The organism is Rugamonas rivuli (assembly GCF_009380165.1).
Taxonomy (GTDB): Bacteria; Pseudomonadota; Gammaproteobacteria; order Burkholderiales; family Burkholderiaceae_D; genus Rugamonas; species Rugamonas rivuli.
The window spans coordinates 38904-54886 of the sequence record NZ_WHUF01000003.1; the positions used below are offsets into that span (position 1 = coordinate 38904).

The 15983-nt window shown below is 63.4% G+C and carries 10 protein-coding genes; 5 read left to right on the forward strand and 5 right to left on the reverse strand.

From position 1 onward, the window contains the following. The first annotated feature begins 81 nt into the window (after positions 1-81). The 3 genes from GEV01_RS10575 to GEV01_RS10585 are packed head-to-tail and all read left to right on the forward strand — an operon-like array spanning position 82 to position 2753. The gene (locus GEV01_RS10575) at positions 82-978 is read left to right on the forward strand and encodes an alpha/beta fold hydrolase (protein WP_152804132.1); all 897 of its coding nucleotides are present in this window, start codon (positions 82-84) and stop codon (positions 976-978) included. Between the two features lie 6 nt (positions 979-984). Continuing rightward, positions 985-2025 carry a sensor histidine kinase gene (locus GEV01_RS10580; protein ID WP_152804134.1) on the forward strand — a complete coding sequence of 347 codons (1041 nt, stop codon included), beginning with the start codon at positions 985-987 and terminating at the stop codon, positions 2023-2025. Next, positions 2025-2753: a LytR/AlgR family response regulator transcription factor gene (locus GEV01_RS10585; protein ID WP_152805590.1), complete on the forward strand. Its 729-nt coding sequence runs from the start codon at positions 2025-2027 to the stop codon at positions 2751-2753. Before GEV01_RS10580 ends, GEV01_RS10585 begins: the two co-directional genes overlap by 1 nt. A 10-nt stretch (positions 2754-2763) precedes the next feature. Here the strand turns inward: GEV01_RS10585 and GEV01_RS10590 are convergent, their stop codons facing one another. The 5 genes from GEV01_RS10590 to clpS all read right to left on the reverse strand — a co-directional run bounded on the left by GEV01_RS10590 (position 2764) and on the right by clpS (position 14773). Continuing rightward, positions 2764-5205 (reverse strand): FtsX-like permease family protein, encoded by a 2442-nt coding sequence (locus GEV01_RS10590; protein ID WP_152804136.1) that lies wholly within the window; start codon positions 5203-5205, stop codon positions 2764-2766. A gap of 131 nt (positions 5206-5336) precedes the next feature. Beyond that, a complete protein-coding gene (locus GEV01_RS10595) occupies positions 5337-8645 on the reverse strand; it encodes a S41 family peptidase (RefSeq protein ID WP_152804138.1) in 3309 nt (1102 codons plus the stop codon). Between the two features lie 9 nt (positions 8646-8654). Beyond that, positions 8655-11999 (reverse strand): S41 family peptidase, encoded by a 3345-nt coding sequence (locus GEV01_RS10600; RefSeq protein WP_152804140.1) that lies wholly within the window; start codon positions 11997-11999, stop codon positions 8655-8657. A gap of 168 nt (positions 12000-12167) precedes the next feature. Next, positions 12168-14474: an ATP-dependent Clp protease ATP-binding subunit ClpA gene (gene clpA, locus GEV01_RS10605; RefSeq protein WP_152804142.1), complete on the reverse strand. Its 2307-nt coding sequence runs from the start codon at positions 14472-14474 to the stop codon at positions 12168-12170. Beyond that, positions 14471-14773: an ATP-dependent Clp protease adapter ClpS gene (clpS, locus tag GEV01_RS10610; protein ID WP_008446470.1), complete on the reverse strand. Its 303-nt coding sequence runs from the start codon at positions 14771-14773 to the stop codon at positions 14471-14473. Before clpS ends, clpA begins: the two co-directional genes overlap by 4 nt. 324 nt (positions 14774-15097) lie before the next feature. Between clpS and cspE the strand changes: the two genes are divergently transcribed. Continuing rightward, complete coding sequence (gene cspE, locus GEV01_RS10615; protein ID WP_008446468.1) at positions 15098-15301, forward strand: transcription antiterminator/RNA stability regulator CspE; 204 nt, start codon at positions 15098-15100, stop codon at positions 15299-15301. 212 nt (positions 15302-15513) lie between these two features. After that, a complete protein-coding gene (locus GEV01_RS10620) occupies positions 15514-15921 on the forward strand; it encodes a glutaredoxin family protein (protein WP_152804144.1) in 408 nt (135 codons plus the stop codon). Positions 15922-15983 lie beyond the last annotated feature (62 nt).

A 15983-nucleotide genomic window follows, 5' to 3' on the forward strand; every position in this document is an offset into this window, starting at 1 on the left:
AACCGTTCATCCAGTAGTCGTCGCCGCCGCCGAGCCGCAGCGATAGCATGGCCTCACTTACTTACAACAACGGAGGTCAACATGCAACGCTCGCTCGTCCAACGTATCGCCACCATCGCCGCCAGCCTGGCCCTGGCTTACGCCGCCGCACCAGCCGTTGCCGCCGGCAGCGCCGCAGCCTCCACCCATCCTGCCTTCAAGGTGGAAGTCACCGGCAAAGGAGCGCCCGTGATCCTGATCCCTGGCCTGGCCTCGTCCGGCGAAGTATGGGACGGCACCGTCGCCCATTACTGCGGCAACCGCCAGTGCCACGTTGTCACGCTGGCCGGATTCGCCGGCGTGCCCGCCATCGAAGGCCCGCTGCTGCCAGCGGTCGAACAGCAGCTGAGCGACTACATCGCCGCCAACAAATTCGACCATCCCATCGTCATCGGCCACAGCCTGGGCGGCTTCCTCGGCATGAAGCTGGCCGCCGACCATCCTGACCAAGTGGGTCGCCTGATTATCGTCGACACGCTGCCTGCACTGGCGGCGATCCAGATGCCCAGCATTACCGCTCCGCAGATGAAGGAAATGGCCGCAAACATGCGCGCCCGCATGGAATCCATGGACCCCGAATCCTACCGCGCCAACCAGCTCAAGACGCTGCGCACCATGATCACCAAGCAGGAAGACATCGACCGTGCCACCGGCTGGGGCAAGCTGTCCGACCACACCACCGTCATCAACGCCATGACCGAAATGATGAGCGAAGACCTGCGCGGGGAAGTAAGTCGGATCAAGTCGCCGACGCTGGTGCTGGGCGCCTGGTACGCCTACAAGGACTATGGCACCAAGCCGATGTTCGAGCAGATGTACAAGAGCCAGTACCAGCAGCTGCCCAACGTCAAAGTGGAACTGGCGGACACCGCCCGCCACTTCATCATGTACGACGATCCGGCTTGGATGTATGATCGCATCGATAACTTTTTAAAATAAGCCATCATGACCAACGACCGCCCACTGCTCGCCCGCCTGAACTGGTACTGGCTGTTCCAGCTGGCCGGCTGGCTGTTCCTGCCGCTGCTGCTGATCGCCATGACGCCGGGCGACAGCCACACCCCGCGCATGCTCGGCATTTCGTTCTGGGGCGTGGTGGCGGGTTTGATCATCTCGGACACCTGGCACCGACTGCTCAAGCGCCAGATCCGCAACGGCGTGCGGGTGGGCTGGAAAGCCATCATGGTGGCGATCCTGGTATTGGGCGTCATCCATACCGCCGTGCAGACGGTCGGCTACATGGTCATCAAGCCTTTCGGCGAAGTGCACGGCGTGTACTGGGTACCGGGCGCGCTGATGTTCTGGTGGGGAGTTTATCTGGTGTGGAACACCTTCTACATGGCGGTGCTGTCGCTGCGCCGCGCCAACCGCTTCGAGCAGGAGGCGCTGCGGCTGGAGATCAGCGCCAAGGACGCCGAACTGCGCGCCTTGCAGGCGCAGGTCAATCCTCACTTTTTCTTCAACAGCATGAACAGCGTGCGCGCGCTGATTTATGAAGACCAGAACGCCGCCGCGCAGATGATCGATCAACTGGCCAGCGTGATGCGCTACGCGCTGCAATCGGGCCAGAACGACACGGTGCCGCTGGCGGCGGAGATCGAAGCCGTGCAGGCCTATCTGGCGATCGAGAAGATCCGTTTCGAAGAGCGCATGCGGGTCAGCGTGGAGATTGGATTGGGCCTGGACCAGGTGCGCATCCCGCCGATGGCCTTGCAAACGCTGGTGGAAAACGCCGTCAAATACGGCGTCGAGACCAGCCCCACCGGCAGCGAGATCCGCATCCGCGCGCAGCGCATGGACGACGGCAAGATCCATATCGAGATCGCCAACCTCGGCGCGATTCTGCCGTTTGCCAATTCCACCAAGGTCGGCCTGGTCAACACCCGCAAGCGCCTGGCGCTGGCGCTGGGTTCCAACGCCAGCCTGGATCTGACTGAAAACAGCGGCTGGGTACGCGCCACGATGACTTTACCGGAGGCCGCGTGATGCGCGCACTGCTGATCGACGACGAACGCCTGGCGCGCGCAGAGCTGCGCCGTTTGCTGGCGGCCCACCCAGAAGTAGAAATCGTCGGCGAGGCCGTCAACGCGGCCGATGGCATCCAGCAGATCACCGCGCTCAAGCCGGACCTGGTGTTCCTCGATGTGCAGATGCCGGGCGGTAGCGGCTTCGACATGCTGGCAGCGCTGGAGGAAGCGCCGGAGGTGATCTTCACCACCGCGTTCGACCAGTACGCGTTGCAGGCGTTCGAAGTGAATGCGCTGGACTATCTGCAGAAGCCGATCCAGGCGGCGCGCATGGCGGCGGCCTTGCAGCGCTGCTCCTTGCGGCACAGCCGCGCGCTGGCGTATGCGGCGGCCGGCGTACCCGCCGTGGCGCCGACGGCAGCCAAGAAGCTGTTCATCAAGGATGGGGAGCGGTGCTGGTTCGTCGGCTTGCAGGACGTGCGCCTGTTCGAATCGGATGGCAACTACACGCGGGTCTACTTCGATCATCACAAGCCGCTGATGCTGCGCTCCCTGAACCAGCTGGAGGACAGGCTGGACCCGCAACGCTTCTTCCGCGCCAGCCGCCGCCACATCGTCAACCTGGACTACGTCGAGCAAGTCACGCCCAACGACGCAGGAGGCCTGGATCTGCTGCTGCGCGATGACCTCGAAGTAGAAGTCTCCCGCCGCCGCGCCGCGCAGTTCAAGAGCCTTGCCAGTCTCTAAACACTAATGGTCAGGTCCGCAACGCCTCGGCCGGCACCATGCGCATGGCGATCCACGTGTGGCGGGTGATGGCGATCAGTGCGACGATCAGCGTCAACGCCAGCGCGAACAGCATGGTCCAGTAGCCTATCGGCGCGTGCTCGGTAAACGAGGCCAGGTAGCGGTTGATCGCCAGCCCCGCCAACGGCAATGCGATGGTGGCGGCGATCAGCGTCAGGACGCCGATCTCGCGCACTACCAGCATGCCGATATCGCGCCGTTGCGCGCCATGCAGCTTGCGCAGCACGATCTCCTTCGCGCGCCGCTGCACCGTATTAGCCGCCAACACGTACGTCCCGAACGCCGCGATCACCAGCGCGATGACGGTGGCAATCGCCAGCAGCTTGGCCACGCGCGCATCTTCCGCGTAGTTGACGGCCAGAACCTCGCTGGCCCTGTAGGTCTTCGCCACCGCATCAGGGAAGTAGCTCGGCCACAGCCGCTGCACGGCGCGCTCCACATCGGCAGGAGATCCCTTGGTACGCACGCTCAGCACACTACCCGCCGTCCACAATTCATACGCGGTCGCACGCGGAGCTTCCCGCAACGAGTGGAAGCGCAGTTCCGGCACCACGCCGACGATGCGCTTGGCGATCACCTTGTCGTCGAAGCCGGTGAACAGCACCGTCTCGCCAATAGCCGCCTCGTTGCTGGCGAAACCCAGCTCGCGCACGGCGACGGCATTCAGCAGCACCGGCACCTTGTCGTCCTCCTTGTCCTGCGCCGCCTGGAACAGCCGCCCCGCCTCCGCATTGATGCGATACGTTTCAAAGAAATTGGCGCTGACCGATTTCATCTCCATCATCGCCACCGCACCACCCGGACGTTTCAACTCCCGCGACCAGGCCCAATCGAGCCGGCCCACAGGATCCTCGGAAATGGCCACGCTTTCCACGCCAGGCTGCGCCGACAAGGCCGCGTACAAGCCACGCGCCTGCGGCTGGTCCCGTACCCTGCCCGGCATGTCGACGATCACCAGCGGCGCAGGATCGAAACCCGGCGACGCATGCATCGCATAGTCGGTCTGCCAGGCCACGGCGATCGTCACGCTGGCGAACGCCATCGCGGTGGCAACCTGCACCACGGTGAGCACGCGGCGCCATTGCATGCTGCCTCGCGACTCGGTGTCGGGACGCCCCGCCAGCACCTGCGTCGGATGCACGCGCAGCGCCACCCAGGCCGGATAAATCGCCGTCACCACGCCAAGCAGCGCGCCGATGCCGAACGCTGCCAGGATGTTCGACAGCGAGAACAGGCTTTCCAGATGGCGGTTGACCAGTTGCGAGAACATCGGCAGCGCCAGCCACGCCAGCAGCAATCCAAGCAGCGTCGCCGCCGTCGACACCATCAGCGACTCGACCAGGAACTGCCGCATCAACTGCCCGACGCCGGCTCCCAGCACCTTGCGCATCGCCACCTCGCGCTGGCGACGCAGCACGCGCACAGTGGTCAGGTTCAGATAATTGATCGCCGCCAGCACCAGGATCAGCACTGCCACCGCCGCGATCCCGGCCACGACGACCGGGTTGCCCCGCTCATGCGCCTTCGACATCGGACTGTCCGCGACTTTGTAATCGAAATAGGCATCGCGCAGCGGCGACAGAACCAGCTCGATGGCGCGTCGCTTGCCCAGACGCTCGCGCGTCTCCGGCGGGAAGCGCTGCACGCTAGGCGTGGTGTCGACCACCTGCTGCAGACGGTCCCGTATCGTCGTCAGCGAAGCGCCGGGCCGCACGCGTATCAGCAGCTTGCCCATCCAGCCATGTTCGCCGGTGAGCATCTCGTGCCGGATGTCTTTGCCCGCCACGACGGAGTTCACGCCGAACAGCACCTCGAACGAGATCGTCGTATTCGACGGCGGCGTACGTACGACGGCGCCCACCTGCAAGATATTGCCCTCATTGAGCATGGTGCGGCCCAGCGCATCGCGGGTGCCGAACAAGCGCAGCGCGGCGTCTTCGGTGATGACGAACAGATTGGGCTTGTCCAGCGCCGACAGGTCGCCCTGCACAGCCTTCAAGCCCAGCGTCTGTGGGAAGCCCGGCAGCACGGTCAGGCCTCCCACCCGCAGCACCTTGCTGCCGATCCGCACGGTGAGCGGATCGATCTCCGGCCGCGCAGGAATGTAGCTGGTGGCGTCGGCCACGCCAGGCGCCTTCAGCGCCGCTTCGCGCAGGAACAAGGGCGCCACTTCATGCAGCGGCTCGGCCGGATCGACGTTGTAGTACTGCTTGACGACGTAGATGCTGTCGACCTCCGGGATGTGCGCGTTGTACTCCATCGAATACCGCACGAATCCAAGCAGCAGCAGGCCCGCCGCCAAGCCGACACCAAGGCCAAGCACCACCGCCAATGTGTACGCCGGCTCCTGGATCAGGGTGCGCCAGCCGATACGAAAGTCTCCAAGCTTCATGTGTTTGGTCCGTTGAGGGAAATACCCCAGTGTTGCAACATCCATGCCACGGGCTTTGGGATGCCAGGACGGACAAAATCAGCGCGCAATGTTCGGAAGTGAACGTTATCGCTGTTCACTTCCGAACACTTTTACTTCGCCTTGATCGGGAAGGCCGGGCGCACAGGGCGCACCGGCGGGTTCTTCGCCAGTTCGGCCTTGATGACCTCAATCGCTTTTTCCAGTTGCGGATCGCGGCCGGCGATCACGTCGGCCGGATTCTGGTCGACTTCAATATCCGGCGCCACGCCTTCGTTCTCCACGCCCCAGCCGCCGTCGCGGGTCCAGAAGGCCAGGTTGGGCGCGGTGATGCCGCCGCCATCCATCAGCGTAGGGAAGCCAAGGATGCCCACCAGGCCACCCCAGGTGCGCTTGCCGATCAGCGGACCCATTTGATTTTTGCGGAACATCCACGGCAGCAGGTCGCCGCCCGAGCCGGCCGTTTCATCGATCAACATCGCGCGCGGTCCCTGGATCGAGGCCGACGGCGTTTTCATGTCGGCGCCGTAGCGCATGGTCCACCAGGCGATCTCCTTCTTCTGCAAAATCTCCAGGTAGTAGTCGGCCACGCTGCCACCGCCGTTGAAGCGTTCGTCGATGATGACGGCGTCCTTGTCGGCCTGCGGGAAGAAGTAGCGCTTGAAGTAGGTGTGGCCCAGCGTCGCGGTGTTCGGCACGTAGACGTAGGCGACCTTGCCGCCGGTGGCCGCGTTGACCTTGCGGATATTCCCTTCGATCCAGTCACGGTTGCGCAGCGCATCCTCGGTCGCCACCGGCACCACGGTGATGGTGCGCGATTTGCTGCCGTCCGCGTTCGGGCCGACGGTGATGTCGATAGCCTTGTTGGCGGTGTTCTCGAAGGCGCTGTACAGATTCGTCGGCGCCAGCAGCGGACGGCCGTCGACCGCCAGCAGGTACTCGCCGGCCTTGACGTTGAGGCCAGGCTCGGTCAGCGGCGCGCGCAGCGCCGGGTTCCAGTTCAAGCCGCCGTAGACCTTCTTGAAGCGATAGTGGCCGTCGTTCACTTCATAGTCGGCGCCCAGCAGGCCGCCCGGCACCGGCTTGGCGTCGGTGAAGAAGTCGCCGCCACCGCCGCGATGGTGGCCTACGCCTAACTCGCTGCACAGCCACTGGATCAGGCGATTCAGATCGGCGCGGCTGGACAGCTCCGGCAGGAACTGCGCGTACTTTGCGCGCATCTTGTTCCAGTCGGCGCCGTGCATGCCGGGGTCGTAGAAGAAGTCACGGTTGATGCGCCAGGCTTCGTTGAAGATCTGCTCCCACTCGGCGCGCGGTTCGGCGCGCACTTCGATCGCTTCGACCTTGATCTTGCCTTCGCCCGGCGTCAGCGTCTTGGCGGTGGCGCTGCCCATGGCCCAGGCTTCCTTCAGGCGGTACAGGATCTTCTTGCCGTCGGCGGAGACTTCGTATTCGTCGGCTTCGGCCAGCAGCGTTTCAGCCTTGCGGTCTTTCAGGTCAAAGCGCTGGATGGCTTTCTTGCCGTCGTTCTCGCGCAGGAAGAAGATCTGCCCTGCTTCACCTGCGTTCAGATCGGACAGCGCGGCCGCAGGTACGGGCAGGTCGACGATGCGGTTTTCGATGCCTTCGAAGTCGATGGAGATCGGCGCCACCGGCGCCACCGTTACCTTGGGATCGTCGCGGCCCGTCTTCGGATCGACCTTGGGCGGCTCCGCCTTGGCAGGCTCCTTGGCCGACGCCTGCGCCGGCGGCGTGGCCGACGATGCGCTCTTCTCCTCGTCGCTTTCCTTGATCAGCGGCGACGGCAGGTCGCGCCGCAGCACCGCCATCCAGATCGTGCGGGTGACGCGATTGTCCTCGTTCTGCTGCGAGAACCAGTTGTTGCTTGGTCCCGCGTTGGTCGAGGCGAAGAAGTACAGGTACTTGCCGCTCTTGTCGAACACCGGATCGACCACGTCGGACAAGCCGTCCGTCACCGGCCACGATTTATTCTGCTCCAGCGAGTAGATATAGGCGCTGCGGGTGTAGGTCATCGAGTTCAGCGCGTAGGCGATCCAGCGCGAATCCGGCGCCCATGTGGCGTGCAGCGTTTTGCTCACACCATACAGCGGCTCGCTGGCGATCTTCTTGATCGCACCCGTCGCCACGTCCAGCACGTACAGCGTCCACGCGTTGTCGGTGTAGGCGATCTTCTTGCTGTCGGGCGACCAGACCGGATAGTCGTAGAAGCCCGCTCCGGTGAGCTTGAACTTGCGCGGCTCGCCCTTGCCGTCCTGGGCGCGGATGTGCAGCGCGTATTCGCCCGATTCGTCCGAGAAGTAGGCGACGGAGCGGCCGTCCGGCGACCAGGCTGGCGTGCGTTCATTCGCGGCCGGCGTATGCGTCAGGTTGCGTACATCGCCTTTATCTGCGGGGATGGTGACGATCTCGCCGCGGAACTCGTACGCCACGCGCGCGCCGGACGGCGAGATCGAAGCGTTGCGGATGTACTTGGCGCCGCTGACCCAGCGCGGACGCGATGCCCCCAGGTCGCTGTTGACGCCGATGGTGAGCTTGCTCGACTGGCCGCTGGCCAGGTCCAGCGCATGCAGATAGCCGGCCTGCTCGTAGACGATGCCACCACCGTTGGCGGCGATGTTCAGCACCGGGAAGTCGGTATGCCGCGTCAACGCGCGCACCGCCTTGGTCTTGACGTCGTAGGCGTACAGATTGAATTCGCCGTCGCGGTCGGAGCGGAAGTAGACGGTATCGCCTACCCACACAGGATCGACATCGTTCGAATGCGTGGCGGGCTGCGGGATCTTCTGCACCGATTTGTCGGCGCGGTTGAACAGCCACAGGATGGAGTTGGTGCCGCCGCGATAGTGCTTCCACTGCATGAAGGCCGGCGAGAACGGGTTGTAGGCGATCTGCTTGCCGTCCGGCGACCAGCCGGCGCGGGCGGCGTTCGGCACTTCCAGTTCCGTCTCCACGCCGCCGCTCACCGGCACCGTGAACAGCTTGCGATAGCGGTTGTTGAAGGCCGCGCGCGGAGAGGTGAACATCACCGCCTTGCCATCGGGTGTGAAGGCCTGCACCACGTCGGCGCCGGGATGGTAGGTCAGCCGCTTCGGTATGCCGCCTTCGACGGGCAGCAGGTACACGTCGGTATTGCCGTCCACCTGCGCGCTGTAGGCGATCGATTTGCCGTCGGGCGAAAACACCGGGTTCGATTTGTCGCCAAGGTCGGAGGTCAGGCGGCGCGGCGAGGAACCGTCGCGGTTCGCCAGCCACAGGTCGCCCGCGTAGATGAAGGCCAGGTGCTGCGCCGACAGCGCAGGCTCGGTCAGCATGCGCGTGTCGCTGGTGTTGGGCAGCGCCAGCGCGCCGTGGCTCATCGACAGCAACGCAGCAGCAACGGCTGCGGATAACAGATGCTTCATCGTCTCTCCTTATTTAAGCGCGGGGATGGTTTGCGGCTGATAGGCCTTGATCGGCTGCGCCTTCAGCTTCTTGTCCAGCAGGTCCAGCGCCACTTCCAGCTGGCGGTCCTGGCCTTGATACGTTGCGTGCGGCAGGTTGTCCACTTCCACGTCCGGCGATACGCCCACGCCTTCGATCAGCCACTGGCCGTCGGCGGTGTTGAACTGGCCGTTCTCCGCCACGCGCGCCATGCCGTTGTCGCTCAGGCGGTTGTTATCGCTGAGCCAAACGCCGGCGCCCGCGGTGCGCTTGCCAACCAGCGGCGCCAAGCCCAGAGCCTTGATGCCTGCGGCGAAGGTCTCGCCGTCCGAGTAGGTGTATTCGTCGATCAGCACCACCAGATGGCCACGGAAGGTCTTCTGCATATTCGGCGCGGGCAGCGCACCCGGCGACGACCAGAAGGCCCAGGCCTTGCGCAGCAGCTTTTCGATCACCCAGCTGTCGATATTGCCGCCGTTGTTGCGGCGGACGTCGATGATCAAGCCGTCGCGGTTGACGTTGGCGTAGAAGTCGCGCGCGAACGAGGCGATGTCGCGCGGGCCCATGGCGCGCAGGTGCAGGTAGCCGATGCGGCCCTGCGACGCGGCGTCCACCTGGCGTGCGCGGCTCTGCTCCCAGTCGCCGTAGCGCAGGCCGGCCTGCTTCGCCATATTGACCGGCGTGACGATGACGGAACGGCTGCCGCCCTCTTTGCGCTTCACTTGCAGCAGCATCTGCTTGTCCGCCTGGTTCAGCAGCAGGTCGGCGATGTCGCGTGCCTCCAGCACCGGCTTGCCGTTGACGGCGGTGATGACGTCGCCCTCCTTCACGTCCACATCCGGTTGCAGCAGCGGGCCGCGTTCGGACGGCAGCTCCGGTTCACTGCGGTAGATGTGGTCGACGCGGTAGCCGTCGGCGCTGCGGGTCAGCAGCGCCCCCAGGCCGGCTGGTGAGCCTTCCGGCGATGGCCGGCGCAGTTCACCCGGCGCGATCTGCGAGTGCAGCGCGCCCACTTCGCTGACCATCATGCCCAGCACGTCGTTCAGCTCCGCGCGGTCGGTCACGCGCTCCACCAGCGGCGCGTACTTGGCGCGCACGCCGGTCCAGTTCACGCCGCGCATCTTGGCGTCGTACAGGAAGTCGCGGTGCATGCGCCAGGCGTCGTTGAACATCTGCGTCCATTCCAGGCGCGGGTTGGAGGTGAAGCTCCAGTCGTCCACCTTGACCTTGGCCTTGGATACGTCCGATGGCGCCTTGGCGCCCGCCTCCACCACCAGCATATCGCCTGGGCCGTTGGCGGCGTGGATGCGGTAGTACAGGTGCTTCTTGTCGGTGGCGAGGTCGTATTCGCGCACGCCGCTGACGAAGACTTCCGGCTGCGGACCGTTGGCGGCGATCGCCAGCGTTTTCAGATTGGCCTTGCCTTCGTTGCCGTCGGCGTCGAGGAAGTACAGGCGCTTGTCGTCGATTTGCAGATTGCGGTAGTTGCCGGCGGCGAGCGGCACTTCGTACAGGCGATCCGCCAGGCCGGCATAGACGATGGCCGGCAGCGACTTGCCAGCCTTCTTCTCCGGCGTGGTCTTGGCGACGGCTTTTTCGACGGCCTTCTCCGCCGCCTGCTCGGCGGCTTTTTCGGCCGCGCCTTCGGCTGGCTTGTCGCCCGGCTTGTTCAGCTCATCGTCCGGTTTGAACGGGAAGCGGTTGCCCGGCTGGAGCGCCAGCGCATAGACGCCGGTGCGCTTGTCGAACACCGGTCCCATATTGCGATCTCCCCACGGCGAGCCATTCGCCAGCTGGAAGTTGCGGGCCGAGAGGAAGTACAGCCATTTGCCATCCGGAGAAAACGCCGGCGAGCGCGAGTTGTAGCGGTCGCCGGTGACGAAGGCCAGCTGCTTAGCTTCGAGGTTGTACAGGCCGATCTGCTCGCGCTGCTCGGTACTGCCGGCGCGCACCAGCGCCAGGTTCTTGCTGTCGCCGGCCCACAGAATTTCATCGTGCCGGTCCGAGCCGACCTTGCTGCCGTCGTCGATGACGGTGTTGGCCTTGGTCGCCAGGTCCAGCAGCCACAGGCGGCCTTTCTTGTCGGTGTGGGCCAGCCAGCGGCCGTCCGGCGACGGGTACAGCTGCCAGCGGTGGTGGTTGCCGTCCCTGGTCAATTGCTCGCCCTTGCCGGAACCGTCGGCGGCGAATTTCCAGATTTCGTTTTCGCCGGTACTGTCGACGATGGCGTAGACCCATTTATCGTCATGGCTGAACACCGCCTCGCGGGCGCGCGCGCCTTCCGGCACGGCGATCTCCACGCGGCGCTGCGAGCCGGTGCCGGCCACGCTGACGCGGCCGCGCGCGGTCAGCACCAGGCGCTCGTCCTTGCCGGAGATTTGTACGTTGGTCAGGTTGTCCAGCGGCGAACGGATCTGGCGTGCGCGCTGCTGGTCGAAGTCGGAGACCAGGCTGATGGCCAGCTGTTCATCCTTGGCGGAGGCCAGGTCCAGCACGTGCAGGTCGGCGCCCAACTGGTAGACGATGCGGCCGTCGCCCAGCGCGGCGTTGCGCACGTCCCAGTCAGTGTGGTTGGTCAGCTGGCGCGGATCGCTGCCGTCGGCCGCCATCGACCACAGATTGTCGGAGCCGCCGCGGTCGCTGATGAAGTAGACGCGGCCCTGCCACCACATCGGCCGCTTGTTGTTGCCGGCGTCGGCGGGCAGCAGCGGCGCGGCTTCGGCGTTGCCGGCCAGGTCGTAGCGCCACAGCTGCGCGTGGGCGCCGCCGCGATAGTGCTTGACGTTGTCGTTGGTCAGCGCCAGGCCGTTGCGGGTGAAGTACAGCGTCTTGCCGGCGTCGTCGAGCACCGCGTCGTTGGCCTCGGCCACGGGGAACACGCGGCGTTGCAGGTCGCCCGGCTTGACGGCTGCGATGACGTTGTTGCGCGATGGCCCCTTGCTGTCCAGCGTCGTCACCAGCACTTCGCCCTGCGCGGTCCAGCCCAGCACGGAGACGGCGCCGTTCTCGAAGGTGATGCGCTTGGGCAGGCCGCCGGCCAGCGGCATCACGTAGGCTTCCTGGCCGCCCTCGTACGAGGCCGAGAAGGCGATCCACTTGCCATCGTGCGAGATGGCGGCGTTGGTTTCGGCTGCCGGGTGGGTGGTCAGGCGCTGTGCGGCGCCGCCGTGGGCGCCGGTCTTCCACAGATCGCCCTCGGCGGTGAAGACCACGGCGTCGGATCGGATGGCGGGAAAACGGTAGTAGGCGTCGGCGGCGGAGGCGGTGCCGGACAGCAGGCCGGCGGACAGGAACATCAGGACGAGAGGACGGAGGCGCAGGGAAGTCGGGATCATGGGACAGTTTCAATGTTTGTCAAATGGAACGACAATTCTGGCACAGCTTGGGGGTAAAAAGAATAACGCTTCTTTCACATCCCATGCTTTTAGCGATATGGCGCGGGCCGGACGTAAAAAAAACCCGCGCCACTTGCGTGGGCGGGCTCTTTATGAGGCCTGAAGGGCTTATTCGACTTCGACGGTTTCCGGTGGGATCGTCGGCGCGGCGTCCGGCGGTTCCGGGAAGTCCAGCTTGACCTGGTCTTTCTCGTCCAGGTCGACCGTCACGCGGCCGCCAGTGACCAGGCGGCCGAACAGCAGCTCGTCGGCCAGCGCCTTGCGGATCATGTCCTGGATCAGACGCGCCATCGGGCGTGCGCCCATCAGCGGATCGAAACCTTTCTTCGCCAGGAACTTGCGCAGTTTCTCGCTGAAGATGGCTTCGACCTTCTTCTCGTGCAGCTGCTCTTCCAGCTGCATCAGGAACTTGTCGACCACGCGCAGGATGATTTCCTCGTCCAGCGCACGGAAGCTGATGGTGGCGTCGATACGGTTGCGGAACTCCGGCGTGAACATGCGCTTGATGTCGGCCATCTCGTCGCCTGCCTGCTTGGAATTCGTGAAGCCGATCGTGGCCTTCTGCAAGCTCTCGGCGCCCGCGTTGGTGGTCATGATGATGATCACGTTGCGGAAGTCGGCCTTGCGTCCGTTGTTGTCGGTCAGCGTGCCGTGGTCCATCACCTGCAGCAGGATGTTGAAAATGTCCGGATGGGCTTTTTCAATCTCGTCCAGCAGCAGCACCGCATGCGGTTTCTTGGTGATGGCTTCGGTCAGCAGGCCGCCCTGGTCGAAACCGACGTAGCCCGGCGGCGCACCGATCAGGCGCGACACGGCGTGACGCTCCATGTACTCCGACATGTCGAAGCGGATCAGCTCGATGCCCAGGATGAAGGCCAGCTGTTTCGCCACTTCGGTCTTGCCGACGCCGGTAGGACCGGAGAACAGGAAGGAGCCGATCGGCTTGTCGGTCTTGCCCAGGCCAGCACGCGCCATCTTGATTGCCGAAGCCAGCGCTTCGATCGCCGGATCCTGGCCGAACACCACGTTGCGCAGGTCGCGGTCGATGGTTTGCAGCTTGCTGCGGTCGTCCTGGTTGACGGTCTGCGGCGGGATGCGCGCGATCTTGGCGATGATGTCCTCGATCTCGGTCTTGCCGATGGTTTTCTTCTGCTTCGATTTCGGCAGGATGCGTTGCGCCGCACCGGCTTCGTCGATAACGTCGATGGCCTTGTCCGGCAGGTGGCGGTCGTTGATGAAGCGGGCCGCCAGCTCGGCCGCCGTCGACAGCGCCGACGACGAGTACTTGACGCCGTGGTGCTCTTCGAAGCGCGACTTCAGGCCGCGCAGGATCTGCACGGTCTGCTCGACGGTCGGTTCGTTGACGTCCACTTTCTGGAAGCGGCGGCTCAGCGCGTGGTCTTTTTCAAACACGCCGCGGAACTCCGTGTACGTGGTCGCGCCGACACACTTCAGCTGGCCGTTGGCCAGGGCCGGTTTCAGCAGGTTGGACGCGTCCAGCGTGCCGCCCGAAGCCGAGCCGGCGCCGATGATGGTGTGGATCTCGTCGATGAACAGGATGCCGTTCGGGTTGTCCTTCAATTGCTTGAGGACGGCCTTGAGGCGCTGCTCGAAATCGCCGCGATACTTGGTGCCTGCCAGCAGCGCGCCCATGTCCAGCGAATACACGACGGCATTCGACAGGATTTCCGGCACGTCGTTCTGGGTGATGCGGTAGGCCAGGCCTTCGGCGATGGCGGTCTTGCCCACGCCTGCCTCACCCACCAGCAGCGGATTGTTCTTGCGGCGGCGGCACAGGATCTGGATCACGCGGTCGACTTCGTCCTCGCGGCCGATCAGCGGATCGATCTTGCCTTCGGCGGCGGCCTTGTTCAGGTTCTGCGTGAACTGGTCGAGCGGCGATTCCTTGGTCTGGCCTTCGCCGCCCGGCGCGCCCTCTTCCACGCCTTCCGACGCCTTGGCGGCATCGGCCTGCTGGTCCTTGCGCACGCCGTGCGAGATGAAGTTGACCACGTCCAGGCGGGTCACGCCCTGCTGGTGCAGGTAGTAGACCGCATGCGAGTCCTTCTCGCCGAAGATCGCCACCAGCACGTTGGCGCCGGTGACTTCCTTCTTGCCATTGGAGGCCGACTGCACGTGCATGATCGCGCGCTGGATCACGCGCTGGAAGCCGAGCGTAGGCTGGGTGTCCACTTCGCCCGTGCCAGGCACGGTCGGCGTGTTGTCGCCGATGAAGTTGGTCAGCGTCTTGCGCAAGTCTTCGATGTTGACGGCGCAAGCACGCAACACTTCGGCAGCCGAAGGATTGTCAAGCAAGGCCAGCAGCAAGTGCTCCACCGTGATGAATTCGTGCCGTGCCTGCCGAGCTTCGACAAACGCCATGTGCAAACTTACTTCTAATTCCTGCGCAATCATACTTCCTCCATCACGCACTGCAGGGGATGCCCCGCCTTGCGCGCATGCGTTAAAACGAACTCCACTTTGGTACAGGCTATGTCTTTTGAAAACACGCCGCACACTCCCTTGCCGTAGCGGTGAACACTGAGCATTATCTGCGTGGCGGTTTCACGGTCTTTGTTGAAATACTCCTGAATGATGGCGACCACGAATTCCATCGGGGTATAGTCATCATTGAGCAACGCCACCTGGTACAGAGGTGGCGGCTTCAGCGTTTGCCGCTCCAAGAGGGTTTCGGTATCATGCTTGGTTGCCATACGCTTATATTCTAATGCTTTCGGGGTTGATGCAATGTGCATTTCACTATGCACATCCAATTGTTTTCCATCTTACGCGTTTTCTGAACTTGACGCAGATGGCGACCCATCCGCCAAAATCAAGAGTTGCTTTTTCACCAATTGAGTTAAAAGTAGCAAAATGCATACAAATCTGCTTGACTTTGGAATTTGATCCGCTAACAATGCGTTATCGGCTGCGTGCAGAAATGTACATGTTGATAAGAAGTGAGGCGTGAGGAGGGGGCAAGAAGCTTCTTGCTTTTATGGCTCGTGTGATCCGTTTTAATTTTGAAAGTTCTTTTTATGGCAACAGGTACAGTTAAGTGGTTCAATGATTCCAAAGGTTTTGGCTTCATCACTCCAGATGACGGCGGCGAGGATTTGTTCGCTCACTTCTCCGCAATCAACATGAACGGTTTCAAGACCCTCAAAGAAGGTCAAAAAGTTCAATTCGAAGTCACGCAAGGCCCTAAAGGCAAGCAAGCTTCCAACATCCAATCGGCTTAATTTTTTAAGCAGCAGATGTGAAAAACCTCGCACCGCGAGGTTTTTTTTCGCCCCTACCCCAGCGGCAAGTGTTGCAGAACTCCTACAATCGCGTCCCGCCGTGACAATTCAATAGAATCGCCAAAGTTGAGAAATGCATAATCTTATGCATTAAGCTAATGATGACCATAAGGCATCATCGAAGCCGCCGCTCGTCTCTTACCAAGGGCCATATGAATAGCACGCGCATCAAGCAAATTAAAACCGTCCTGATCTACGCCGCGATACTGGGATTGGGCCTGGGCGTCGGCCGGATCGCCACCAAAGTGCCGCAGTGGCTGACCCCGGCCTACGTCGAAGGCAACTTCCAATCCTACTATCCGGATGCCTCCACCAAGGTGGTGCTGTACGGCACCAAGACCTGCCCCTACTGCCAGCTGACCCGCGACTACCTGAGCGAGCACAACATCCCCTACGCCGATGTCGACGTCAGCCACGCCGGCAAGGGCCAACAGGATTACCGCAGCTTCGGCGAGACCGCCGTGCCGGTGATCCTGATCGGCAACCGCCGCATCACCGGCTTCAAGCTGCCGGTCATCGAAGCCGCGCTCGACCAGCTGAAACCCGCGGCACGCCGCTGAGCGCCATCCGGTTTGGGGGCCGTGTACATGGACGGCACGGTTGCAGGCATGGTCTACGTCCA